The following is a 24,808-nucleotide window of genomic DNA, read 5'->3' on the forward strand; positions in this document are numbered from 1 at the left end:
TCCTTTATCTAAACACTCTATATTCATTAACGCACGCGTCAGGACCGCACGCTTTAAATACTAGCTCACTCTTTGTAGTATTACCATCTAATACTATCCTATTAGACACAGTCTCTTTAGTCCAAATATTTGCTCACAAAAGAAAAACTTCCACCATTGTCTCTCCAATGGCGGAATTCTCTTTATCAATCATTATATTTTTTAATGATTTTAATATATTTTTGCAACGTTGCTGTAGACAGACCGTAAAGGCTTGCCATTTCTTTTTGGGAAGTCTTTTCATTTCTGTACTTGCTCCAAATATAATCCATTGCCGCTGCCAAAGCACTGCTGTTATCCATTTTCTCACCTGCTTGAAAGATTTGAATGAAAACAGAAAACCACATTAAATAAAGGCCAGCCTCAATCGTTCCAATCGGGCGGTGCTTGCTGTAAATAATCTCAGCAGTATTGTGTGCATTCAGCAGGATAGGATTAGTGCTTGCACCTGTCTTTACAAATGAAAGATACTCGTTCTCTAATGAAGTGAACGTACTGTTGTCTTTCATTTGTTCCGAAGAAAGGATTGCATCCTTATTTTTCGAAATGGAAGTAAGGAACACAGCAAACAGTCTTTCCTCTTGGTGTATGCTGGAATATCTCTTTAAAATGGAAGGCATATGATCTTCGAAGCCGTTAACTCTGTCTTCTTTTTCTTTCCAAGGTTCATGTCCCGCTTTTTCCGGATTCAGCTCAAGGACTTTTGCCCACACCGTTTGTGCAAATTTCGTCCTGCCGACAAAGTAAGCGGAGGCAGACAGCCAATAATAAAAAGTAGCATCTTCTGTATAACCTTGTTTTTGCAGCTTTCTCAGTAGGAAATAAGCTGCTTCATATTCCCCTACAAGAGCAAAAGTCGTGCCAAGCTTAAATTGGTGGTCGACAGAAATCGGTTTGATTTTCTTCAAAATCTCCGTAAGCTGACTGATATTCTCACTATTGCCTTCATAATAAGCAAATACTAGCTTATTGCATAAGGCGTGCAGATTTCCAGCATTCTTTTCGAGCACATCCTCTAAAATGCCATTCGCCTTTTTTACTTCACCTAGATAAAAGTAAGCCAGTGCCAGGTTATTATAAGCAGACCAGTATTCGGGGTAATCAGAAATCACTTTATTCAGCATTTCAACAGCTCTGTTGAAATTGCCTGATTCCAGAAGTTCTCTTGCCTGTTCCTGCCTGGTGATTAGGTCTTCCTCTTCATAAGGCTCCTCTTCTTCCAGATCATCAGACTCTAATGTTAGCACCTCAAGCAAATCCTCTGTATCTTCCCGGAACTCTCCGTCCGGTTCCAGCTTTAAATATAATTTCGCGTGATAATAAGCATCTTTGAAAAATCCTAAATGCGCATAATTATTTGCAAGGAAATAATAACATTCCACCATTTCTTCATCCAGTTCTTCAATAATCAGATGAAGCAGTTCATTGGATTTTTGATATTCTCCAATATCTGCATAAACAATCGCAAGCTGACAAAGAATTGTCGGTTCTCCTGGGTCAAGCTGCATCGCTCTTTGCAAATATTTCAATGATTTATTATAATCTCTTTGATGATATGCTTTAATGCCTTTGGAAAAATAATATTCGCCTGTAGGATTAAATGTAATAAGTTTACCCATTGGTTGTAAAGTATTTGAGTCTTTATTCATATAATCCTCCACAATCTATTTAAACTCACGTAGAGCAATTCTTTTGCTTCAACTTATGTAGTATACCATACTTCAAAGGATGCGGAGAAGGCTGTTTCTAGAAAATACATATACATAACTGGAAATATGACACTTCTATGTTTCTTTCCATGATACCGAAGCAATTATTATTCTAACATACAAAAAACTGCCCTCAGGAATAAAGCTGAGTGCTCAAAATCCATCAGACAGTTGTATGATTATTTCTCTTGATGACGATTTTCCAAAACCTTCAGTATTTCGGCAAAAGGAAGATTTTGTTCCCTCAGCAATACAAACAGATGGTAGAGAAGATCAGACGCTTCCCATTTGAGTTCCTCTGTATCACGGTTTTTGGCTGCAATGATAACCTCAGCTGCCTCTTCACCGACTTTCTTCAGGATCTTGTCGACCCCTTTTTCAAACAGGTAAGTCGTGTATGCTCCTTCAGGACGATTTAATTCTCTTTCTTGAATAACAGCTTCCAAGTCTTTCAAAATTTGATAGTTTGCCAATTCCTCAATCGCGGCTTCCTTATTTTGATATAAACTTTCAGCAAAGCAGCTAACCGTTCCATTATGGCAAGCAGGCCCATTTGGTTTAACTAGCACTACAAGGGCATCTTTGTCACAGTCAAATTTAATTTCGGCAATTTGCTGTGTGTTTCCGCTTGTTGCTCCTTTATGCCAAAGCTCATTCCTTGATCTGCTGTAAAACCATGTTTCTCCTGTTGCTAATGATTTTTCCAAAGATTCTTTATTCATGTATGCCAAAGTTAACACTTCTTTTGTTGCGGCATCTTGAACAATTGCTGGTATTAGTCCTTTTTCATCAAACTTCAGCTCGTCTACTGTCATCTCACAAGCACTCCTCTTTCATGTAAATATCCTTTGACTTCATGCACGGAGGTTTCTTTATAATGGAAAATACTAGCAGCAAGTGCTGCATCTGCATTTGCTTCTTGGAACACATCAAGAAAATCCTCTGCATCACCGGCACCGCCAGAAGCAATAACAGGAACAGAAACTGCATCACTTACGGCTTTCGTTAAGGCTAAGTCGAATCCCCTTTTCTCTCCATCTGAATCCATGCTCGTCAGCAATATCTCGCCTGCTCCAAGCTCTACCGCTTCTTTCGCCCATGAAATAACATCTTTATCAACAGGGGTGCGTCCGCCATGTGTGTATACTCTCCATGTTCCCAATTCTTGATCATATTTTGCATCGATGGCAACAACGATGCATTGAGAACCGAAAAAGTTTGCTCCTTCTTTGATAAGGCTGGGATTTGTAACAGCTGCTGTGTTCAGTGAAACCTTATCAGCTCCTGCACGCAAAGTCCTTTTCATATCATCAAGAGAATTAATTCCTCCGCCGACAGTGAAGGGAATTGCAAGCTCAGAAGCAACTTCCTTAACCACCTCAACCATCGTCTTGCGGCCTTCGTGTGATGCTGAAATGTCGAGAAATACCAGCTCGTCTGCTCCCTGTTCATCATAAAACCGAGCAAGCTCAACAGGATCGCCAGCATCTCGCAATTGCACGAATTGCACACCCTTTACGACACGCCCGTCCTTAACATCCAGGCATGGAATGATTCTTTTCGTCAGCATTATCTTTCCACCTCATTAAGCGCATCTCGCAATGTAAAGCGCCCTTCATATAATGCTTTGCCGATAATTGCTCCAGCGACACCGTCCTTGGAATATTGCTTTAGGGCAACTAAATCCTCCAAGCTGCTGACTCCTCCAGAAGCAATAACATCCTTCTTCGTCACTGCCGCCAATTCTTTGACTGCTAGTAAATTAGGACCACTGAGCATTCCATCTGTAGCAATGTCTGTAAAAATAAAGGTTTCAGCACCTGCATCGGCAAATCTTTTCCCTAAATCAACTGCTCTTATTTCAGAGGTTTCAATCCAGCCATGTGTGGCGACAAAGCCATTCTTTGCATCAATGCCAAGGGCGATGGCACTGCCGTATTTCTTTATCATCTCTATTGCGAAATCAGGATTGGAGATAGCAATGCTGCCGATAATGACACGTGTAACCCCATTATCCAAATAATGAACAATATCCTCCTCAGTCCGAATCCCTCCGCCGATTTGCACAGAAACACCAAGTTTTTTTGCTGCTTCTATTACAAAGGAATCATTCACTCTTTTGCCGTCTTTTGCTCCATCCAAATCGACCATATGTATCCATTTTGCTCCTTGGTCTGCGAAGCTTTTGGCCATATCAAAGGGAGAATCGCCGTAAACAGTTTCCTTATCGTAATCTCCTTGAAGGAGACGGACACACTTGCCGCCTCTCATATCAATGGCAGGATATAAGGTAAAGCTCATATTGTTCATCCTTTCTTTATAAGCTTCGTAAAGCCGCTCAATAATTCCATCCCAAGCTTGCTGCTTTTTTCTGGGTGGAACTGCATGCCATACACATTGCCTTTTCCGACAACTGCTGGTACTTCCTTGTCATACTCACTGCTGGCGATAATGATTTCATCGTCTGTTTCTGCATAATAAGAATGAACAAAATAAACATAGTCATCTTCTAGACCTGTTGTAGCATCAGAATTCTTTTTGAAATGGAGACGATTCCAGCCCATATGAGGCACTTTATACTTCACACCTTCTGCCGATTCCCCTGGAAAACGAACGATTTTTCCTGGCAGTAAGTGCAATCCTTCTGCATGGCCATGCTCCTCACTTTCTTCAAAAAGCAGCTGCATGCCAAGGCATATGCCGAGCAGCGGTTTATCACTTTTCGCATATTCACGGATCATGTCAGACAGGCCAGTTTCGTTCAGCTTCACCATCGCATCCTTAAACGCCCCTACACCAGGAAGAATTAAAGCATCTGCTTCCATCAGTTTTTCTTTGTCCTCAGAAATAAAGTAAGGGATGTCCAATCTTTCCAGTGCTTTGCTCACACTAAATAAGTTGCCCATGCCATAATCGATGATTCCAAGCATTTACAGCATTCCTTTCGTAGATGGAATTCCTTTTACTCTAGGATCAATGGTTGTCGCCTCATCAAGGGCTCTTGCCAACGCCTTAAAGATTGCTTCAATCATGTGATGCGTATTTTGGCCATAGTGAAGGATAACATGCAGATTGATACGTGCTTCTAATGCAAACTTCCACAGAAATTCATGGACAAGCTCTGTATCGAATGTACCTACCTTATTGCTTGGGAATTCTGCCCGAAACTCCAGATGCGGGCGATTGCTTAAATCGACAACTACTTGAGCCAATGTCTCATCCATCGGCACAAAGCTGTTACCGTAACGTTTAATGCCCTTCTTGTCGCCAAGTGCATCCTTTAGTGCCAACCCAAGGCATATGCCGATATCTTCTGTTGTGTGGTGATCATCGACCTCTATGTCTCCATTAGCCTGAACGGTCAAGTTAAATTGGCCATGCTTCGTAAAAAGATCAAGCATATGGTTCATAAAAGGTACACCTGAATCAATTTCGGAGATGCCTTCGCCATCAATATTGTAGGACAATTGGATATTTGTTTCTCCTGTTTTCCTGCTTACCGCTGCTGTTCTTCCCATTTTTAACCCTCCTGTAAAAGATGCTACCTGTTTTTATTTCTTGCTTCGATTGCTCTGGCATGCGCTTCTAAGCCTTCCAGACGGGCAAAGGCAGCTATTTTATGTCCATTTTGTTCAAATGCTTTTTCACTGTATGAAATAATGCTGGATTTCTTCTGGAAATCGTCGACATTCAACGGACTGGAGAACCTAGCCGTTCCATTTGTTGGCAACACATGGTTTGTACCGGCAAAATAATCTCCAACCGGCTCTGAACTGTAACGGCCGATAAAAATAGCGCCTGCATGCTTGATTCTGCCAAGCAATTCAAAGGCATTGTCTGTGATAATTTCTAAATGCTCTGGGGCAATAGCATTAATAGATTCAATCGCTTGATCCATTGTATCTGTTAATACAATTAAGCCATAATCATTGATTGATTTTTCAGCTATTTCCTTGCGCGGCAAGTCACTTAGCTGCTTTTCCACTTCTGCTGCTACTTGTTCAGCAAGCTTACGAGAGGTTGTCACTAACACTGCAGATGCTCTTGTATCATGCTCTGCCTGTGATAATAAGTCTGCAGCCACTTCATTTGCATTTGCTGTATCATCTGCAAGAACAGCAATCTCACTCGGTCCTGCAATCATATCGATATCAACATCGCCATATACTTCTCGTTTAGCTAATGCGACAAAAATATTGCCAGGTCCCACAATTTTATCAACACTTTTAATCGTTTCTGTACCATACGCAAGTGCAGCAACTGCTTGTGCTCCGCCTGCCTTATAAATCTCTTTCACACCGGCAATATGAGCAGCTACTAAAACTGCACTTGGCAGTTTGCCGTCTGCATTTGGAGGTGATACCATCACGATTCTGTCGACTCCGGCAACTTGGGCAGGAACAACATTCATCAGTACAGAGGATGGATATGCTGCTGTTCCGCCGGGAACGTAAACACCAACAGAATCCAAAGATGTTATTTTCTGACCGAGAATGGTGCCGTCTTCCTTTGTTATCATCCAAGATGTTTTAAGCTGATTTTGATGATATGCACGAATATTTTCGGCGGCCTCTTGGATGATCTGGACCATGTCTTTGTCAACATCTTCATACGCAGTCTCTAATTCCTCTGTGCTGACTCGGAGGTTAGATAAATCTGCTTTATCGAATTGGAGTGTATACTCCTTTAATGCGCTATCGCCTTCGCTTTTCACTGTAGCTATTATGTCTTTTACAATCTGTCGCTGTTCCTCTGTTCCTGCGTCAACTGAGCGTTTTAAATAGGAACTGTCTACACCATTTACTATTTTCACCTTCGGGTCTCCCCTCCAAAAATACTAGTTTTGCACTGTTGCTTTCACTACCTTGCTGACACGATCAACTAACTCGCTTATTCTCTTATCCTTCATCCGGTAGCTTGCTGGATTGACAATAAGACGGGAGGTGATATCAACAATTTTCTCGTACTCGACAAGCCCATTTTCCACAAGTGTTTTGCCAGTGGATACGATATCGACGATTCGGTCTGACAAGCCAATGATTGGAGCAAGCTCAATGGAGCCATTTAGTTTAATGATTTCTACTTGTGAGCCTTGTTCCCGAAAATAGGCTGCTGCCACATTCGGATATTTCGTTGCAATTCTTGGGGCAATTTCATTTAATTCCGTATTCGGCAAGCCTGCCACTGCCAAATAACAGGCACTTATTTGCAAATCTAAAAGCTCATAAACATCTCTTTCCTCTTCGAGCATAACGTCCTTGCCTGCAATGCCCAAATCAGCTACACCATGTTCAACATATGTCGGAACATCCATTGGTTTCGACAAAATGAACCTAAAATTTTCTTCCTCCACGTCGATGATCAGCTTTCTGGAGTCGTCAAATTCCTGAGGAAGTTGGAAGCCTGCTTCCCGCAACAGCTTTGCTGCTTCTTCAAAAATTCTGCCCTTTGGCATGGCAATTGTTAAAACATCGTTCATTTGACAACCTCCATTCCTGCTTTCCCGACAAGCAAAGTAATTTCGTCATACTGCTTAGTACATGCATCCACATTGCCGACACCATTTATATCTTGGGTAATTACTTTAAGACCGTCTGCTCTTTTTTGTTTAGCTAATTCAAATGCTTCTTTTCTTCTGTCCGCACTAAACAGAATGCAGTGAATATCGCTTTTGTTAACAAGGCTGCCTAAAGCCTCGAGCAAGTGATCCACGCGGATAGCAAATCCGGTAGCACCGGTGTTTTTGCCGAACTTGGCAAGAAGAAGATCATATCTGCCTCCGCTTCCGATCGGAAACCCGACTCCTTCTGCATAAGCCTCATAAAGGATACCCGTGTAATAGCTCATATGACTGACAAGCGTCAAATCAAACTTCACTTGATTCTCCACTTCATAGTCTACAAGAATTTCCCATAGCTGCTTTAAGTCATCAATCGCTTTGCTTCCACTGCCATTTTCGATTAAATCGTATGCAAGCGGGATAATTTCCTCTCCACCCCTCAGCTTGAGAAAGTCATTCAGCCTTTGCTTATCAATGCTGGATAAGGAAAGACTTGCGACATGCTGACGATAGCCAACATAATTCTTTTCATATAAGTATTTAGTCAACGCATCGGCTCTTTCCTTCGTTCCGAGAATTTGTTCAAAGAACGCTTGAACAAAGCCAACATGGCCGACAGACAGTTGATATTTTTTCAGACCTGCCTTTTCTAATGAAGAAATCATCAGGGCAATACCTTCACCATCTGCACTTACAGTCTTGTCGCCGATATACTCAACACCAATCTGTTCAAACTCTGCCGGTCTGCCGCCCTCTCTTTGCTGTGCTCGGAAAACCGAAGCGTTATACGCAAGGCGCAACGGCAAGTCTTCATTCAGCAGCTTTGAAGCAGCCACCCTCGCAATCGGTGCTGTCATGTCCGGTCGCAGCACTAATGTATGCCCTTGCTGGTCCAACAGTTTAAAAAGCTGCTGATCTAAAATGGCTGAGGCTGCACCGACTGTTTCGTAGTATTCCAATGTTGGTGTTTCAATGAATTGATAGCCCCATTGCTTAATCTCTTTATCCATTTTTTGTTTTATCATATATTTCGTTTCATAAATTTCAGGTAAGCTGTCTCTCATGCCTAACGGCTTTTCAAACATAAATAAGCTGCTCATTATATACACCTCATAAAGAAGAATATTCCGAATGCTTTAGTTCGCTAATATGCTAACAAATTAAAGGTTATTTGTAGTTTACTCTTCCATTTCTTTTTGGTCAAGTAAAAAAGCCGTTTTTTCTGACTTTTCCGCTTATAAAAAAGGCAACTCTAGCATATGATTCTTTTTCAAAACAACATGACGGTTAGCCAATATCTTTGAAATAAGACTCATCATTAGAGTCGCCCTGCCTTATTCTTCTACTACATAGCTTGGACTATTTTGTTTCCGTTGCTCCATCTCTTCTGCTGTATAGATGATTTGCATCGGATTGCCGCCGACAAAGCTGCCGGCAGGAACATCTTTATGTACAAGTGTACCTGCTGAAACAACAGCATGAGAGCCGATCTCCACGCCGGGGAGTATCGTCGTGTTCGCACCAATCATGACTTCATCACCAATAATGACTTCGCCAAGCCGGTACTCCTCAATCAAATACTCATGTGCCAAAATCGTGGTGTTATAACCGATGACCGTATTTTTGCCCACTTTTATCTTTTCCGGGTACATGATATCCAGCATAACCATCAAGGCAAAGGAAGTTTCTTTGCCAACTGTCATTTTCAATAATTTTCGATACATCCAATTCTTCATTTTCAAAAAAGGAGTGTATCTAGCAAGCTGGATGACGATAAAGTTCTTAATTACCTTCAGAAAAGGGACTGTCTTATAGACATGCCATAAAGAGTTCGGCCCGCTCACCGGATAGCGCGTCGTTTTTCTCATTTTACTTCCACTTCAACGATAGAGAGCAAATCTCTCATATTATCCAAAAGATAATCAGGCTCCAATGATGCCAAGAACTCTCTTCCCTTTAATGTCCATGCTACCCCTGCCGTTTTTGTTCCGGCATTTTTCCCTGCCAGAATATCATGAGAATTGTCACCTACCATAATTGCTTCTTCAGGAGAAGAACCGAGCTTCTCCAAAGCCATTAAAACAGGCTCTGGGTCCGGCTTCGCTTTTGTTACATGGTCAAGTGCGACAATCACATCAAAAAACTCATCCAGCTTCGTCAATTTTAGTCCCATATCAACTACATCAGACAGCTTTGTGGTCACAATCGCAATCTTATAGCCGTTTTCCTTTAAAATCTTTATCGTGTCATAAACACCTTCAAATATTGTCACGATTCTATCATGGTTTTCTAAATTATACGCCCTGTATTTAGCTGCCATCTCTTCTGCTCTCTTGGCATCAATACTTCCGAACGTTTCCATTAACGTTGGACCCATGAAAGGAATAACATCCTTACGAATGTATTTGCCAGGATAGTAGAAATCCAATGTATGCAAAAAGGAGGATATAATTAGTTCATTTGTGTCGATAAGTGTTCCATCTAAATCAAACAACAGTGTATTAATTTTTCCGTTCATCTTATCTTCCTTTCTTCACTTCTAATTACTATTCTCCAAATAACGCTCGCTTGCTAATCCTGATTTTCTTCTGTAAACAATGACAAGTGCCGACAACACAATGAGCGCCAGGGAAATAAGCTGTGCCATTCTAAGGTCGCCAACCATTAAGCTGTCTGTTCTCATACCTTCAATAAAGAAGCGGCCGATTGAATACCAAATAACATAGCTTAAGAAGATTTCGCCTCTTCGCAAGTTAACTCTTCTTAAAACAATTAAAATGATAAATCCAACGATATTCCATAACGATTCATACAAAAATGTCGGATGGTAATACGTACCATTGATATACATTTGATCAATGATGAATGGAGGTAAATGAAGTCCTTCTAAAAATGATCTGCTGACTTCCCCACCATGAGCTTCCTGGTTCATAAAATTGCCCCAGCGGCCAATTGCTTGACCTAAAATAATACTTGGAGCTGCAATATCCGCCATTTTCCAGAAAGAAATGCCTCTTTTCTTTGTAAATATGTATGTGGTAACAACTGCTCCAATCAATGCACCGTGAATAGCAATACCGCCATTCCAAATTTTCGGTATATCGCCTAAATGGTTACTATAGTAGTCCCATTCAAAAATAACATAATAAATACGTGCTGATATGATAGAAATTGGAATGGCCCATAGCATTAGGTCAGGGAAATCATCCTTCCCAAGCCCTCTTCTGCTTCCTTCGCGAATGGCCAAAATCAAAGCCAGAACGAGTCCGGTACCGATGATTACTCCATACCACCGGACATCAAGGCCTCCTATTGAAAATGCAATAGGATCAATTGGCTGTATATTCTCCACTATTATTCCTCACCTTTCCCCTGTGTATTTATCTCTATTAGGCTATCATTCATTTTCGTGAGATATCACGTTTGCAAGCTTATTCGTAAATTGCTGTGCAGCATTAACACCCATTCGTTTCAGGCGGAAATTCATCGCAGCAACCTCAATGATAACTGCCAAGTTTCGTCCAGGACGTACAGGAATTGTCAGCTTTGTCACATCTGTATCAATGATTTTCATCTTCTCTTCATCCAAGCCTAAACGGTCATACTGCTTGTTCTGTTCCCACAGCTCAAGTGACATAACGATGGAGATCTTTTTGTCGCTTCGCACTGCTCCAGCCCCAAACAATGTCATAACATTAATGATACCAAGTCCGCGGATTTCTAGAAGATGCTCAATTAACTCAGGTGATCTTCCAACAATTACACCTTCATCCTCCTGGCGGATTTCAACACAGTCATCAGCTACTAGGCGATGCCCTCTTTTAACAAGTTCCAGAGCTGTTTCACTTTTACCAACACCGCTTTTTCCAGTTATCAGTACGCCCACACCATAGATGTCAACGAGTACGCCATGAACGGCAGTAGTCGGTGCAAGCTTGCGCTCTAAGAAATTAGTCAGTCTGCTTGAGAATAAAGATGTTTTTTGTTTTGAACGCATAACAGGCACCGCATTTCTTTCCGATGCTTCAATTAGTTCAGCCGGAACCTCTTTATTTCTTGTAATAATAATTCCCGGCGTGATGTCATTACACAGTCTTGTAAGTCTTGTTTCCCGCTCTTCTTCACTTAGCTTTTCCGCAAACGTAAGCTCCGTTTTGCCAAGAAGCTGCACCCTTTCTGCAGGATAATAATCAAAATAACCTGCAAGCTCCAGTCCAGGTCTAGATATATCGCTTACCGTAATCGGTCTATTAATTCCTTCTTCACCGCTGATTAGTTCTAAATCAAACTCTTCCATTACTTCTTTTATTAATACCTTAGCCAATGGGGTTCCTCCTTCAAAGGTTCAATGCTGTTATATTAAATACATTTTCGCATCATCTTATTTTAGCATTATTCTTTAAATTTATGCTAGATTCTGACTATGTTAATTATCGTTTTTCACAAGCCTTTTACAAATACTAAAAAACAAAAAAAGGCCGGTGCATAAGCACCGCCTTTTTCGTTGCTTTCAGCTTTTTTTCTCGCCACTTTTAAGCATCGTGTTCTGAATAATAATATTAAACAGGGAAAGCAGAATGCTATCTAGAAGGCTCATGCCAAAGCTTGAAATTTCAAAGCTGTCTCCCATTAGACGATCTGTTAATGAGAGTGTGATCGCATTGATCACAAATAAAAACAAACCTAACGAAAGTATTGTTACAGGGAGTGTCAATAAAATCAGGATAGGCTTCACCACAATATTAAGCAATGACAAAATGATACTAGCCCCAATTGCAGCTCCTATGCCTGACAGATAGAAAGAATCTTTGAACAAACCCGCCAATGCAATAAAAAACACGGCATTTATAACAATACCTAACAACCACTTCATATTTTCCTACACCTCATTTGGAAGAACAAATGTCATAATCAAATAAATCAGCACTAGCGAAAAGCCAGTTGGAATCAGTGCTAGAAGAAAGATTCCTCGCAACAGATTTGCATTAATATTGATACTTTCTGCAAGTCCGCCGATTACTCCTGCCAGTTTCCGATTATTTGTTGAGCGCATCAATTTCTTCATTTTATCTCCTTTCGAAGATTACTGTTGCTCCCGTTTCTTAATTTTGATGGAACCTGTTTTTGTGTTCGCTTCTATTCTTGTTCGTTTATCCAACGATTGAATAGACTGAAATTCCATCACTTTTTGGAGCACATCATTTTTTTCTTCTATTATTTGTATACCCTCAAGTTCAACATTAAATCCGCCAAAATTAGTCTTTAAGCTACCTGTTACGGCAAGCTCCTCTGGAAGCTGAACTTCAATGCTGCCTGTTGTCCCTTTTAACTCAAGCACCTCAATTTCTTCCGAATGGTCGATGCAAAGGATATTGCCATTAAAGGATTGAAGATCAACTTTTTTGAAAAAGCCTTCAGCCTTTATAGCTCCATTCAATGTTTCCCCGTCCAGCTCTTGAATCACACTGTTTTCAATTACTATACCGCCGTTTGCTGAATCTGCTTCCAGCTTTTCACTTTGCCCGGCATTTATTGTAATTTTCCCGTTTGCTGTTTTCGCATAAACCTGATCTGCGAAAAGATCATATGTTTTAATGGATCCGGTAAACAGTCTTACTTTTGCGATGTGGTACGTATTTTTTGGAACATATAGCTTCGTCTGCAGCTTCATCCATTTATGGTTCACCTTTATCTCTAGAGCATCTTCTTTCGCCTTTACTTTTACCTCTTTTAAAAATAAATCCTTCGCCTGCTCACTGGAATCGACCCTGTAGATTTTCGCTTTGCATTCAATCCGAATCTCCTGCTGATCCCAAGGAATAAGCTCTACTTCACCGTTTGGAATGTCAACATCGATATTTTTCGGGAATACCTCTGTAAACTGAAAAATATGCGATACTTCTTCATGTCTCGTAATATTTAACTGATCGAGATCCACTTCCTTAACCTTCTTTACGGCAGTATCTACAAAATCAAACAGTTTATCTTTAGCTGACTGGAATTTAAATGCCGATTGCTGATATGGTTCTTTTTTCTTTTCCTGAAATACAGACTCATCAAAACTCTCATCGTCGGTTTTTAGTGTTTTAGCTAAATCTGCTTCCTCTGCCTTTTCTATTAGCGACAACGCCTCATCAATTGTCAGCTTGCCTTCCTCTAAAAGCTGCAGTATTCTTCTTTTTTCATCCGCCATTAATATTGCCTCCATTCTATCCCTAAGTGGTATATGTTTCCCTACTTGAGTAAAACTTTAAGCATAGCTATAAATGCAGCTGCTTTTTTCTGTCTGTGTATTTCTGTTTAGAACGTTAAGTAAATGTAAAACTAAGGAAAGCTGTGATACCTCTTGTTCTTCCCTTTCCTATTATTACGAATGAAACAATCTTAAAGTTTCATCTAAGCTGGGAATTGAGCATTTCTTTCTATCGTATGAGCATTATATAAAATTAAGAATAATGTCCACCTGGAAGTTAAGTATTAAAAAACCGGCCTCTGGAGTAATATCCAAAAGCCGGTAGGGCAGGATGCCTTATCCTGTTGTTATTTCCTCTGCATCTTTAATGCTTTGCTTCATACGCAGACGGTCTCTTTCCAGAATTGGTTTTAAATACTTTCCTGTATAGGAGCCTTCAAGCTCAGCGATCTTTTCTGGTGTGCCGCTTCCCAAAATAGTGCCGCCTTTGTCTCCTCCTTCTGGACCAAGATCGATAATATAATCTGTCGCTTTAATAACGTCAAGATTATGCTCAATTACAAGCACAGTATCTCCATTGTCGACAAGACGCTGCAGGACACCTAGCAGCCTTGATATATCATCAACATGCAAGCCTGTTGTCGGCTCATCCAATATATAGAAGGTTTTACCCGATGATCTTTTGTGCAACTCAGAAGCAAGCTTAACCCTTTGAGCTTCACCGCCTGACAGTGTTGTTGCTGGCTGTCCTAATTTGATATATCCTAACCCTACATCGACAATCGTTTGCAGCTTGCGGTGAATTTTCGGGATATTTTCAAAGAAGGAAACAGCATCCTCGACTGTCATGTCAAGCACATCGGAAATATTTTTCCCTTTGTACTGCACTTCTAGCGTTTCCCTGTTATATCGTTTTCCATGACAGACTTCACATGGGACGTACACATCTGGCAGGAAGTGCATTTCAATCTTGATGATTCCATCTCCGCGGCAAGCCTCGCATCTTCCGCCTTTAACATTGAAGCTGAATCTGCCCTTTTTATAACCGCGAACTTTCGCTTCATTCGTTGTAGCATAAACATCCCGGATATCATCGAATACGCCAGTATATGTGGCAGGATTGGATCTAGGTGTGCGGCCGATAGGAGATTGGTCGATATCAATTACCTTTTCAAGCTGCTCAATTCCTTTTATTTCTTTATGCTCACCCGGTTTTGCCTTTGCCCTGTTCAATTTTTGGGCAAGGCTTTTATGAAGAATTTCGTTTACGAGCGTGCTTTTTCCCGATCCGGAAACGCCTGTGACTGCTGTAAACACCCCTAACGGTATTTTCACACTGACATTTTTGAGATTGTTTTCTTTTGCTCCGATAATTTCCAGAACCCTGCCGTCATTTTTTCTGCGCTCAAGCGGCAGTGGAATAAACTTTTTACCTGATAAATATTGACCGGTTATGGAATTATCATCTTCCATTACTTCCTGTGGAGTTCCCGTTGAAATTATTTGTCCGCCGTGAACCCCTGCTCCCGGACCGACATCGATTAAATAATCTGCTTCCATCATTGTATCTTCATCATGCTCTACAACAATTAGCGTATTTCCGATGTCCCTCATATGCTTCAATGTATCAATCAATTTGTCATTATCTCTTTGATGTAGCCCAATAGACGGTTCATCTAGTATATAAAGTACGCCTGTCAGCCGTGAACCGATTTGCGTAGCAAGTCTGATTCGCTGCGCTTCTCCGCCGGATAAAGTTCCTGCAGCTCTGCTAAGTGTCAAGTAATCCAAACCAACATTATTAAGGAAACCAAGACGCTCTGAGATTTCCCGCAGAATTAGATTGGCTATTTGTTGTTCCTTTTGTGTTAAAGTAAGATTTTCGAAGAAGTTCTTCCCTTCAAGGACGGATTTTTCCGTCACTTGGCCGATGTGCAAGCCGTTCACAAATACTGCCTGAGCTTCCCTTTTTAAACGGTAGCCTTTACAAGTCGGACAATCTTGCTGCCCCATATACTTCTCCATTTGTTCCCGGATGAAATCGGAGCTTGTTTCCTTATATCGTCTTTCCACATTGCGAATAACACCTTCAAACTGGATATCATTTTCCCTTACTTGGCCAAAATCATTTTCATAACGGAAATGGATTTTTTCTTTGCCTGAGCCGTAAAGAATTTTATCCAGCATTGGTTTCGGAATATCTTTAACAGGTATATTCATGTCAATGCCATAATGGTTGCAGATACTTTCCAAAAGCTGCGGATAATATTGGGAACTGATAGATTCCCATGGTGCTATCGCGTTTTCCTTTAATGTGAGATTCGGATTAGGAATAACCAGTTCAACATCCACCTCTAACCTCGATCCAAGACCGTCACATTCAGGACATGCCCCAAACGGACTGTTGAAGGAGAATAATCTCGGTTCCAGCTCTCCGATGGAAAAACCGCAGATTGGGCAGGCATGATGCTCGCTGAACAGGAGCTCTTCTTCTCCAATCACGTCAATAATTACTTTTCCGCCGCCAAACTGAAGAGCAGATTCAAGGGAATCAGCAAGACGCTGAGAGATCCCTTCTTTAACGACAAGGCGGTCAATTACCACTTCAATATTGTGCTTTTTATTCTTCTCAAGCTCAATATCATCGCTCAGCTCATGCATTTCTCCATCTATTCTGACACGAACATAACCTTGCTTCTTAATATCCTCCAGCACTTTCACATGCGCCCCTTTTCTGCCGGAAATGACAGGTGCAAGCACTTGAAGTCTGGTTCTCTCAGGGTATTCCAATATGCGGTCAACCATTTGTTCTATTGTTTGCGAAGTGATTTCAACCCCGTGCTCCGGACAAACCGGCCTGCCGATTCTGGCATACAGCAACCGCAAATAGTCGTATATTTCTGTAACCGTGCCGACAGTCGACCGCGGATTTCGGCTCGTTGTCTTTTGGTCAATGGAAATGGCAGGAGACAAACCTTCAATTGAATCAACATCCGGTTTATCCATCTGCCCAAGGAATTGGCGTGCATATGCTGATAAAGACTCAACATAGCGCCTTTGTCCTTCTGCATAGATAGTATCAAAAGCAAGAGAGGATTTCCCTGAGCCTGACAGTCCTGTGATTACAACAAGCTTATCTCTTGGTATAGTAATATCAATATTTTTCAGATTATGTGCCCTTGCACCTTTAACAATCAATTTATCTTTTGCCATTTCAGCCTTCACCCCTCTGCCTTAAGCTCAAGCAGCAAATCGCGGAGTTCTGCAGCTCTTTCGAAGTTGAGAGCTTTTGCAGCTTCCTTCATTTCTGCTTCCATTTGTGCAATCATTGCTTCTTTGTCTTTTTTCGTCAACTTTTCCAGCTTAGCAGATGCTGTATACTCTTCCGGCTCCTCTGCCGCCTGTGTTGCTCTTATTGTAGCTCTGATTCCTTTTTGAATCGTCTGTGGCGTAATGCCGTGCTTTTCATTATATTCTTCTTGGATAGCGCGGCGCCGTTTTGTTTCATTTATCGCTATTTCCATCGAGTTTGTCATTTTATCTGCATACATAATGACATGGCCATTCGAATTTCTCGCCGCACGGCCGATTGTTTGAATCAATGAACGCTCAGAACGGAGGAAGCCCTCTTTATCTGCATCCAGAATAGTAACAAGAGATACTTCCGGTATGTCCAGTCCTTCCCGCAACAGGTTGATTCCGACAAGTACATCATATTTGCCTAAACGAAGCTCCCGGATAATTTCAATCCGCTCTAAGGTCTTTACCTCAGAATGGAGATATTGAACCTTTATGCCGATTTCCTTCAAATAATCCGTCAAGTCTTCGGACATTTTTTTCGTTAAGGTAGTTACAAGTACCCTTTCGTTCTTTTTAATGCGTTCCTGAATTTCACTAATCAGATCATCTATCTGTCCTTCAATCGGTCGGATATCAATCGTCGGATCAAGCAAGCCAGTCGGTCTGATAATCTGCTCAATCATTTCCGGAGTATGCTCCAGCTCATATGGTCCAGGAGTTGCTGAAACACAAATCATCTGATTGATATGCTCCTCGAATTCACCAAACTTTAATGGCCTGTTGTCCATGGCTGACGGCAGTCGGAATCCATGTTCAACAAGCACACCTTTGCGCGCTTGGTCTCCGTTATACATCCCTCTGATTTGCGGCAATGTAACATGGGACTCGTCAATAACTAGCAAGAAGTCCTTCGGAAAGAAGTCTAATAATGTATATGGTGTCGAGCCTGGAGGTCTTAATGTTAAATGACGGGAGTAGTTTTCAATTCCCGAACAGAAGCCCATTTCCCTCATCATTTCCAAATCATATCTGCAGCGTTGTTCAAGTCGCTGTGCCTCTAACAGCTTATTGTCCTCCCGGAGCTTTTCAAGCTGCTCTTCCAGCTCTTTTTCAATATTTTCTATTGCTATTCTCATTTTCTCTTCTCGTGTAACGAAGTGGGAAGCTGGGAAAATGGAAACATGATTTCTTTCTCCAAAAATCTCTCCTGTCAATGCATCCACTTCACGGATGCGATCGATTTCATCTCCAAAAAACTCCACTCTAATGCAGCGCTCGTCACGGGATGCTGGGAAGATTTCGACGACACCTCCCCTTACGCGGAACGTTCCCCGCTTAAAGTCAATGTCATTACGGTCATACTGGATATCAACGAGCCTGCGAAGGAGCTGATTGCGTTCAATCTCCATACCTGCTCTCAGAGACACCACCATTTCCTTATACTCTTCAGGAGAACCTAAGCCATAGATGCAGGAAACACTAGCAATGATGATGACATCTTCCCTCTCAAACAGCGAGGCAGTCGCTGAGTGACGAAGCTTATCAATCTCATCGTTTATGCTGGCATCCTTTTCTATGAAAGTATCTGTGCTCGGCACATATGCTTCAGGCTGATAATAATCATAATAGCTGACAAAATACTCAACCGCATTGTTCGGAAAAAACTCCTTGAATTCACTGTAAAGCTGACCTGCCAATGTCTTGTTATGTGCAATGATCAATGTCGGCTTTTTTACTTCCTTAATAACATTGCTGACAGTAAATGTTTTTCCTGTCCCTGTTGCACCAAGGAGCGTTTGGATTTTTTTGCCCGAATTTATTCCAGAAACGAGCTGTTTAATTGCCTCGGGCTGGTCCCCATCAGGGGAATATTTAGAAACTAATTCGAATTCTTGGGTCACTGTAATCCTCCTGTTTCTTCCTTCTGTACTATAGGTTTCATTGATTTTCCTAATGATTAATAGGGGCTGTATATGTAAATGTAATTCAAAAATCTATTTAAGACACATCTTATAAACTATCCAAATTTAAGATTTTATATATCACCATTCTACCACAAACTTCCCTATTCAAACCAATAATACGCGAACGAATATTCCCCTTTTTTTTATTTTTTGTTGTTTTTTAAATAAAAAAAGAATGCCCTTCCTTAGGATGATTCTCCACGAAGGAAACATTCACCTGTTTAAAGAAGGTCATTCTTTTCATTATTTATTCAGCGGCTTTAGCACTCTGTTTTTTCAGTCTGCCGCTAAGCCAAAACCCCACAGTCAGGGAAAATGCATCAATCACAATCAGCAAAAAGGAATTCGTATATCCCTTATACGCGGAGGCAGCGATCAACGCAACCGTAAGCACTAAAGCAACTACTCGATTGTAAGCCACCCTTGTAAAAAGCATAACTAATAATCCGGGAAAAATAAGTGCAGCTAAATAGATCATCTTATATTGATACACCTCTTTTTTGCTTGAGCGTTATTATCCTTCAATAACCGTAATGCCAAGTCTGGATAAAGCACTGGCAAGATTATTAAAGATTGGAATCCTGCTGAAGTCTACACCGAGCTGAATCGCAGTCTGTGCCACTTCTGGACGCAGGCCTGAAAGGTAAGCTGTAACACCAATCAGGTTTAAAGCATGGATAACATGAAAAATTTGCTGTGCTACCATTGTATCAATAATTGGTACGCCAGATAAGTCAATGAACAGCTTTTCCATATTATTATTATTACACTGCTTCAATGTAGTTTCCATAATAATATTAGCTCTTTGCGTATCGATATCCCCTAACAACGGCAGCACTCCAATTCCCTTTGTAATCGGGATGACAGGGCTGCTCAGTTCATAGATGGTCTCCTGCTGTGCAGAAAGCTGCTGATGCTTAAATTTATCGTAGTATTCTATAAAAATATTTGTAAAAATATCAAAGGCATAATTTGTTAAACGCAACCAATTGAACATGTTGCTGATACTGAAATTCTCTTGAGACTCCTCTGCGAATTTCTGAATATATTTAATTAAGATAGATTTGACGCATGTCAGCTGTTCAATCGACTCTAGTATCGGTACAGCGTCCTGAGATCTTTGTTTGGCGACCTTTACAGCCCACTCCGAAATACTTGCTTTATAAACAGTTTCCTCTGAATGAAAGACATGCAGTACATTCTTTACAAGCGTATGATAGCTGTTAACCAGCTCCTCTTTAATCGGCTGGCCCTCTTCAATCCTGTAGAATGCTGATTTATTTGTACTTAACGTCTTTAGCCATTCCTCTGCCATACTTTCTATCTGTTCATTTAAATAATTATATAATTCTTTTTTGCAGTCAGACACGTAATTCTCCTCCTAAAGGTAAGCGACAGTTCAATCTCTCAAAATAACAAGCTTTTAATTCCGCCAGTTTCATAGCAGCCTGTGCATTCACTATGTGGAAGGATATAACCAATAGCAATTGTACTATATATGGGCAGTATCTAACAGCAAAGCAGCTTGACTATCAATGAATCAAATGGCAGCTTTATTAAGCTATTGACCAAACTATTAGAAAGGGAATCCCTAGAATGCAGCTTGCAGCTTTATATCAAACAGGTAGGTTATGTGGAACTATTTTTCCAAAAGACCTGTCTTTAGTTTTTTATCAGTCCAGTGGCAATTACTTGAAAAAGAGGCTTCACGGACGAAGATCTTTTTTTTGCATTGCTCACCATCACAATTATTTCATTCAATTCTTGCGGAGTAAGTTCTTCTATGATCCATTCCGCCAATTCATGATGGCTTATAGATATATTCTTATACGGAATTTTAATTGTCCGACATTGCATTAACTCTTTCCTCAGAATATTTACATGATATTCATATCTTGATAATCCACTTTGTCTAGTATTCATCCCTTGTGTCCAATCCTCTTTATACATAGTTGCACCTCACTTTAGTTACAAACACTTGCAGACCTTAAAAATTAGAAACTTTTTATTTAAGTGTAAATATATCTACTTGATTAGTAGAGGTCAATCACGAAAGGCATTATCCTCCTATTATGGAAGGAAATTAGGAACAATGTCGTATACATGCTAGGGAAATAGTCTATTCCACTTCCCCGTTTTGTAAGGTAAAATTTACTACATAATGTATATACAAATATTTACCCCGTTTCCCATTTCATACACTGCTAAATGCTTCGTGATTTACTATGAGGAGGAATCAATATGGATATTGAAAAAATAAAAGCACAATATATCGGAACCCAATTAAAAGAAGATATCTTTTCAAATTCCATCGAAGGTCTTTTGCTGCTAAAAAAAGGCGCTGTTTTGGAAGATACCCATATTGATCTTCTTTTAAACCACAAAGTTGATGTTTCTAGTTTGACTTCTATTTCCGAAACTAGTGAGGCTTTGTCTGCTGAACAAGCTTACTTTGCTATTTTTACACAAGTGGAAGAAACTTTTGCCTCATTAATCAACAAAAGTGAAGAAGGTCTTGAGGAGTTACTCTCTGACTATAGGATTCTTATCGACCTTGCCTTACATGACATTACCATTCTAGACTTTATTCTCGATGATACGCATACCAGCAACTCTATCTACAAGCACAGTATCAATGTCGGCATTATTTCCGCGCTCATTGGACAAATACTAGGCTATTCTAATAGAAACTGTCACTTACTAAGCCAAATGGGTTTATTTCACGATATTGGAATGCTCCTAATCAAAGATGAAATTCTTAATAAGAAGACAAAGCTGACTCATTCAGAATATAAAGAAATCCAAAAACATACGACTTTAGGAAAAAGTATTCTATTCTCGATTAACTCATTAGATATCATCATCTCAAGAACAGCTCTGCTTCATCATGAAAAAATAAATGGCAAAGGATACCCACTTAACCGGCAAGAAAAGGATATACCATTTATGATTCAAATTATTTCCGTTGCCGACATCTTTAATAGTATGTGCTCAAGTACGTGGCATCAAAAGAAAAAGACATATTTCGAGGCCATCAATGAGCTAATTGATGAGGCCCATGGAAATGCCATCAATCCCGCAATCGTCATTCCTTTTGTTTCGTATCTTATGCGAAAGCAGCTCTTTAAAAAGGTGAAACTAAATACAGAGCAAACAGCGGAGATTATCTTTATTCATCCAAATGAGCCCCATTTACCTCTTGTCCGTATTGAGGATGACTATTTGGATTTGCGTAAATCAGCTTCTACTAAAATAATAGATAGGCAGGCATAACAAAAGACCACAGATAAGCTGTGGTCTTTTGTCTTTACTCATACTCCTTTATACGCTTTTCGATAAATATCGGCCAAGTCTGCAACTAATGGCAGCTTAGGATTTGCTGTTGTACATTGATCTTCAAAGGCTCGATCTGCCAAATAGTCCACCTTTTCTTCAAAGGCTTTTGCATCAACTCCATTAGCAGCAATGCTCATTGGGATATGGAGCTCTTTTGCCAAACGGATGACTGCTTTAACAAAGCTGTCTACTCCTTGTTCTGTTGTGTTGGCAGGAAGCCCAAGTATTCTTGCCAATTCAGCATAGCGCTCATCTGCCTTGAAATGCTCATATTTAGGAAATGCTGTGAATTTTTTTGGTTTTTCCGCATTATAGCGAATAACATGCGGCATTAGTATCGCATTTGAACGGCCATGGGCAATGTGGAACTCTGCCCCCAGCTTATGGGCTAGGCTGTGGTTTATTCCTAAAAATGCATTTGCAAACGCCATGCCCGCAATGGTAGAGGCATTATGAACCTTTTCACGCGCTTCCTCGTCAGATCCGTTGCGATAAGCTCTTGGCAAGTATTCAAAAATTAATTGCACCGCCTTAACAGCCAATCCATCTGTGTAGTCATTAGCCATATTGGAAACATAAGCCTCTACCGCATGTGTCAGTACATCCATGCCTGTATCTGCTGTAACAGCAGGAGGAACTGTCATTACAAATTGCGGGTCAACGATGGCAACATCTGGTGTTAACTCATAATCTGCCAGCGGATATTTAATATTATTTTCTTTGTCTGTAATAACGGCAAAGGACGTGACCTCAGAGCCTGTTCCAGATGTTGTCGGTATCGCTACAAATTTTGATTTGCCTTCAAGACTTGGATACTTGTAAACTCTTTTTCTTATATCAAGGAATTTCTGCTTAAGTCCGAAGAAATCCTCATCGGGATGTTCATAGAACAGCCACATTCCTTTAGCCGCATCCATCGGTGAACCTCCGCCTAATGCAATGATGCAGTCAGGCTGGAATTTAGCCATCATTTCCGTTCCTCTGACAACAGTATCTAAAGATGGATCTGGTTCAACATCAGAGAATACTTCGACTTGAACAAGGTCTGATCTTTGTCTTAAATGATGAAGCACCTTATCCACATAGCCGAATTTGACCATATAGGGGTCTGTTACGATAAAGACACGTGAGATATCCTTCATTTTTTGTAAATACTGAACAGCATTTTTTTCAAAATATATCTTTGGCGGAATTTTAAACCACTGCATATTCACATTCCTTTTAGCAAGTTTTTTTACATTCAATAAATGCACATCTGTTACATTAGTGGCAACTGAGTTTTTTCCATATGATCCGCATCCCAGCGTTAAGGACGGCATAAACGCATTGTATATATCCCCGATTGCTCCTTGGGAAGATGGCGCATTGCAGATAATGCGGCATGCCTTCATTCTTAAGGCAAACTCTTTCGTTACATCTTCATCCTCTGAATGAATGACAGCAGAATGCCCTAATCCGCCGAACTCAAGCATCTCTTCAGCTCGCTTCAGTCCCTCTTCTGTTGATTCAGCTTTATAGCATGCAAGGACAGGACTTAGTTTTTCTCGGGAAAGAGGATATGCTGGTCCGACTCCTTCCAGTTCAGCGATTAAAATTTTTGTATCTTTATGAACTTGCACTCCAGCCATTGCTGCAATTTCATAGGCAGGCTTGCCAACAATATCCGGGTTTACTGCACATGTATTTACATTGATAACTAGGTTTTCTACCTTCTTTTGCTCTTCTGGATTTAAGAAGTGGCAGCCATTTTGGATAAGCTGACCTTTCACTTCCTCATAAATTTCCTGATCGACGATAACCGCCTGTTCAGATGCACAAATCATTCCATTGTCGAAAGTTTTGGATAAGATTAAATCATTGACTGCTCGTTTTACTTTAGCTGTTTTCTCTATATAGCAAGGTACATTCCCAGCTCCAACACCTAAAGCTGGTTTTCCGCAGCTGTATGCGGACTTAACCATGCCTGGTCCGCCTGTTGCTAATATCATAGAAATTCCTGGATGATTCATTAATGCCTTTGTCGTTTCAATGGATGGTTTTTCAATCCATTGGATGCAATTTTCAGGTGCACCTGCTTTAACTGCTGCATCCCTTAAAATTTTTGCTGCTTCACTGCTGCAGCCCTGTGCAGATGGGTGGAATGCAAAGACTATCGGATTGCGTGTCTTAATAGCAATAATGGCTTTAAACATCGTTGTGGAAGTTGGGTTTGTCACAGGTGTGACACCTGCAATAACACCGATTGGGTCAGCAATTTCAAAGATTCCGGCCGCATCATCCTCACTGATTATTCCGACCGTTTTGTCATATTTTAAACTGTGATAAATATATTCAGTAGCAAAAATATTTTTCGTAATCTTATCCTCATAAATCCCTCTTCCAGTTTCTTCAACTGCAAGCTTTGCCAAGTACATATGCTTATCGAGTCCTGCCAATGCCATTTCCTTGACTATATGATCAACCTGAGCCTGATTAAGCTTATAAAATTCATCCAGCGCCTGTTTGCCTTTCTCAGCAATCTCATCAATAATTGCCTGCACATCTGCAGCTTCCTGCTTTAGCTTTACATCCTTTTCGACAGTTGACATCTTTTAATCCCTCCAGAATTTTTCCTTTTTCGAAACAAATATAGTTTGTGAATAATTTCACAAGTTAACTTTAAAAGAAAAACCGAATTGTCAGCTTTATGACCCGGTTTATCTTTTAA

Annotated in this window: 23 protein-coding genes; 1 reads left to right on the forward strand and 22 read right to left on the reverse strand. The window is 40.6% G+C overall.

Annotated features, from left to right (window positions below; genetic code table 11):
• Nucleotides 1-185: 185 nt before the first annotated feature.
• The 21 genes from L8T27_RS16465 to L8T27_RS16565 all read right to left on the reverse strand — a co-directional run bounded on the left by L8T27_RS16465 (nt 186) and on the right by L8T27_RS16565 (nt 20,715).
• Nucleotides 186-1,688: a tetratricopeptide repeat protein gene (locus L8T27_RS16465; protein ID WP_233316614.1), complete on the reverse strand. Its 1,503-nt coding sequence runs from the start codon at nt 1,686-1,688 to the stop codon at nt 186-188.
• 239 nt (nt 1,689-1,927) lie between these two features.
• Nucleotides 1,928-2,563, reverse strand: coding sequence for a bifunctional phosphoribosyl-AMP cyclohydrolase/phosphoribosyl-ATP diphosphatase HisIE (gene hisIE / locus L8T27_RS16470; protein WP_192486581.1), 636 nt, complete (start codon nt 2,561-2,563; stop codon nt 1,928-1,930).
• On the reverse strand, nt 2,560-3,318 hold the full coding sequence (gene hisF, locus L8T27_RS16475) for an imidazole glycerol phosphate synthase subunit HisF (protein WP_233316615.1): 759 nt from the start codon (nt 3,316-3,318) through the stop codon (nt 2,560-2,562). The genes hisIE and hisF overlap by 4 nt, the downstream gene beginning before the upstream one ends.
• Nucleotides 3,318-4,049 (reverse strand): 1-(5-phosphoribosyl)-5-[(5-phosphoribosylamino)methylideneamino]imidazole-4-carboxamide isomerase, encoded by a 732-nt coding sequence (gene hisA / locus L8T27_RS16480; protein WP_192486579.1) that lies wholly within the window; start codon nt 4,047-4,049, stop codon nt 3,318-3,320. Before hisA ends, hisF begins: the two co-directional genes overlap by 1 nt.
• Nucleotides 4,050-4,054: 5 nt before the next feature.
• Nucleotides 4,055-4,678, reverse strand: coding sequence for an imidazole glycerol phosphate synthase subunit HisH (hisH, locus tag L8T27_RS16485; RefSeq protein WP_192486578.1), 624 nt, complete (start codon nt 4,676-4,678; stop codon nt 4,055-4,057).
• A complete protein-coding gene (gene hisB / locus L8T27_RS16490; protein WP_237941894.1) occupies nt 4,679-5,266 on the reverse strand; it encodes an imidazoleglycerol-phosphate dehydratase HisB in 588 nt (195 codons plus the stop codon). It lies immediately after the preceding gene.
• A 23-nt stretch (nt 5,267-5,289) separates the two neighbouring features.
• The gene (gene hisD / locus L8T27_RS16495) at nt 5,290-6,561 is read right to left on the reverse strand and encodes a histidinol dehydrogenase (RefSeq protein WP_237941895.1); all 1,272 of its coding nucleotides are present in this window, start codon (nt 6,559-6,561) and stop codon (nt 5,290-5,292) included.
• A 24-nt stretch (nt 6,562-6,585) separates the two neighbouring features.
• On the reverse strand, nt 6,586-7,227 hold the full coding sequence (gene hisG / locus L8T27_RS16500) for an ATP phosphoribosyltransferase (protein ID WP_233316616.1): 642 nt from the start codon (nt 7,225-7,227) through the stop codon (nt 6,586-6,588).
• Nucleotides 7,224-8,408, reverse strand: a complete 1,185-nt coding sequence (locus L8T27_RS16505; RefSeq protein WP_237941896.1) for an ATP phosphoribosyltransferase regulatory subunit — start codon at nt 8,406-8,408, stop codon at nt 7,224-7,226. Before L8T27_RS16505 ends, hisG begins: the two co-directional genes overlap by 4 nt.
• A 234-nt stretch (nt 8,409-8,642) precedes the next feature.
• On the reverse strand, nt 8,643-9,176 hold the full coding sequence (locus L8T27_RS16510) for an acyltransferase (protein WP_233316618.1): 534 nt from the start codon (nt 9,174-9,176) through the stop codon (nt 8,643-8,645).
• Nucleotides 9,173-9,826 (reverse strand): pyrophosphatase PpaX, encoded by a 654-nt coding sequence (ppaX, locus tag L8T27_RS16515; protein WP_237941897.1) that lies wholly within the window; start codon nt 9,824-9,826, stop codon nt 9,173-9,175. The genes L8T27_RS16510 and ppaX overlap by 4 nt, the downstream gene beginning before the upstream one ends.
• A 21-nt stretch (nt 9,827-9,847) precedes the next feature.
• Entirely contained in the window at nt 9,848-10,663 is an 816-nt protein-coding gene (lgt, locus tag L8T27_RS16520) for a prolipoprotein diacylglyceryl transferase (protein WP_233316631.1), read from the reverse strand.
• Between the two features lie 42 nt (nt 10,664-10,705).
• Nucleotides 10,706-11,632 (reverse strand): HPr(Ser) kinase/phosphatase, encoded by a 927-nt coding sequence (gene hprK, locus L8T27_RS16525; protein WP_233316620.1) that lies wholly within the window; start codon nt 11,630-11,632, stop codon nt 10,706-10,708.
• Nucleotides 11,633-11,818: 186 nt separating this feature from the next.
• A complete protein-coding gene (locus tag L8T27_RS16530) occupies nt 11,819-12,181 on the reverse strand; it encodes a phage holin family protein (protein ID WP_237941898.1) in 363 nt (120 codons plus the stop codon).
• Nucleotides 12,182-12,187: 6 nt separating this feature from the next.
• Nucleotides 12,188-12,373: a PspC domain-containing protein gene (locus tag L8T27_RS16535; protein WP_237941899.1), complete on the reverse strand. Its 186-nt coding sequence runs from the start codon at nt 12,371-12,373 to the stop codon at nt 12,188-12,190.
• A gap of 18 nt (nt 12,374-12,391) precedes the next feature.
• Nucleotides 12,392-13,501 (reverse strand): DUF4097 family beta strand repeat-containing protein, encoded by a 1,110-nt coding sequence (locus L8T27_RS16540; protein ID WP_237941900.1) that lies wholly within the window; start codon nt 13,499-13,501, stop codon nt 12,392-12,394.
• Nucleotides 13,502-13,837: 336 nt separating this feature from the next.
• On the reverse strand, nt 13,838-16,714 hold the full coding sequence (gene uvrA / locus L8T27_RS16545; protein ID WP_237941901.1) for an excinuclease ABC subunit UvrA: 2,877 nt from the start codon (nt 16,712-16,714) through the stop codon (nt 13,838-13,840).
• Nucleotides 16,715-16,722: 8 nt separating this feature from the next.
• Nucleotides 16,723-18,702: an excinuclease ABC subunit UvrB gene (uvrB, locus tag L8T27_RS16550; RefSeq protein ID WP_237941902.1), complete on the reverse strand. Its 1,980-nt coding sequence runs from the start codon at nt 18,700-18,702 to the stop codon at nt 16,723-16,725.
• 310 nt (nt 18,703-19,012) lie between these two features.
• Nucleotides 19,013-19,243, reverse strand: coding sequence for a CsbA family protein (locus tag L8T27_RS16555; RefSeq protein ID WP_233319475.1), 231 nt, complete (start codon nt 19,241-19,243; stop codon nt 19,013-19,015).
• A 36-nt stretch (nt 19,244-19,279) separates the two neighbouring features.
• Nucleotides 19,280-20,134, reverse strand: coding sequence for an STAS domain-containing protein (locus L8T27_RS16560; protein WP_233319477.1), 855 nt, complete (start codon nt 20,132-20,134; stop codon nt 19,280-19,282).
• A gap of 293 nt (nt 20,135-20,427) precedes the next feature.
• Entirely contained in the window at nt 20,428-20,715 is a 288-nt protein-coding gene (locus L8T27_RS16565; RefSeq protein WP_237941903.1) for a hypothetical protein, read from the reverse strand.
• 291 nt (nt 20,716-21,006) lie between these two features.
• Between L8T27_RS16565 and L8T27_RS16570 the strand changes: the two genes are divergently transcribed.
• Nucleotides 21,007-22,038, forward strand: coding sequence for an HD-GYP domain-containing protein (locus tag L8T27_RS16570; protein ID WP_233319481.1), 1,032 nt, complete (start codon nt 21,007-21,009; stop codon nt 22,036-22,038).
• A gap of 38 nt (nt 22,039-22,076) precedes the next feature.
• On the opposite strand, the gene adhE is transcribed toward L8T27_RS16570, so the two are convergent.
• Nucleotides 22,077-24,689 (reverse strand): bifunctional acetaldehyde-CoA/alcohol dehydrogenase, encoded by a 2,613-nt coding sequence (gene adhE / locus L8T27_RS16575; protein WP_237941904.1) that lies wholly within the window; start codon nt 24,687-24,689, stop codon nt 22,077-22,079.
• Between the last annotated feature and the right edge of the window lie 119 nt (nt 24,690-24,808).

This window comes from Niallia sp. Man26, assembly GCF_022049065.2.
Classification (GTDB): Bacteria; Bacillota; Bacilli; order Bacillales; family Cytobacillaceae; genus Niallia.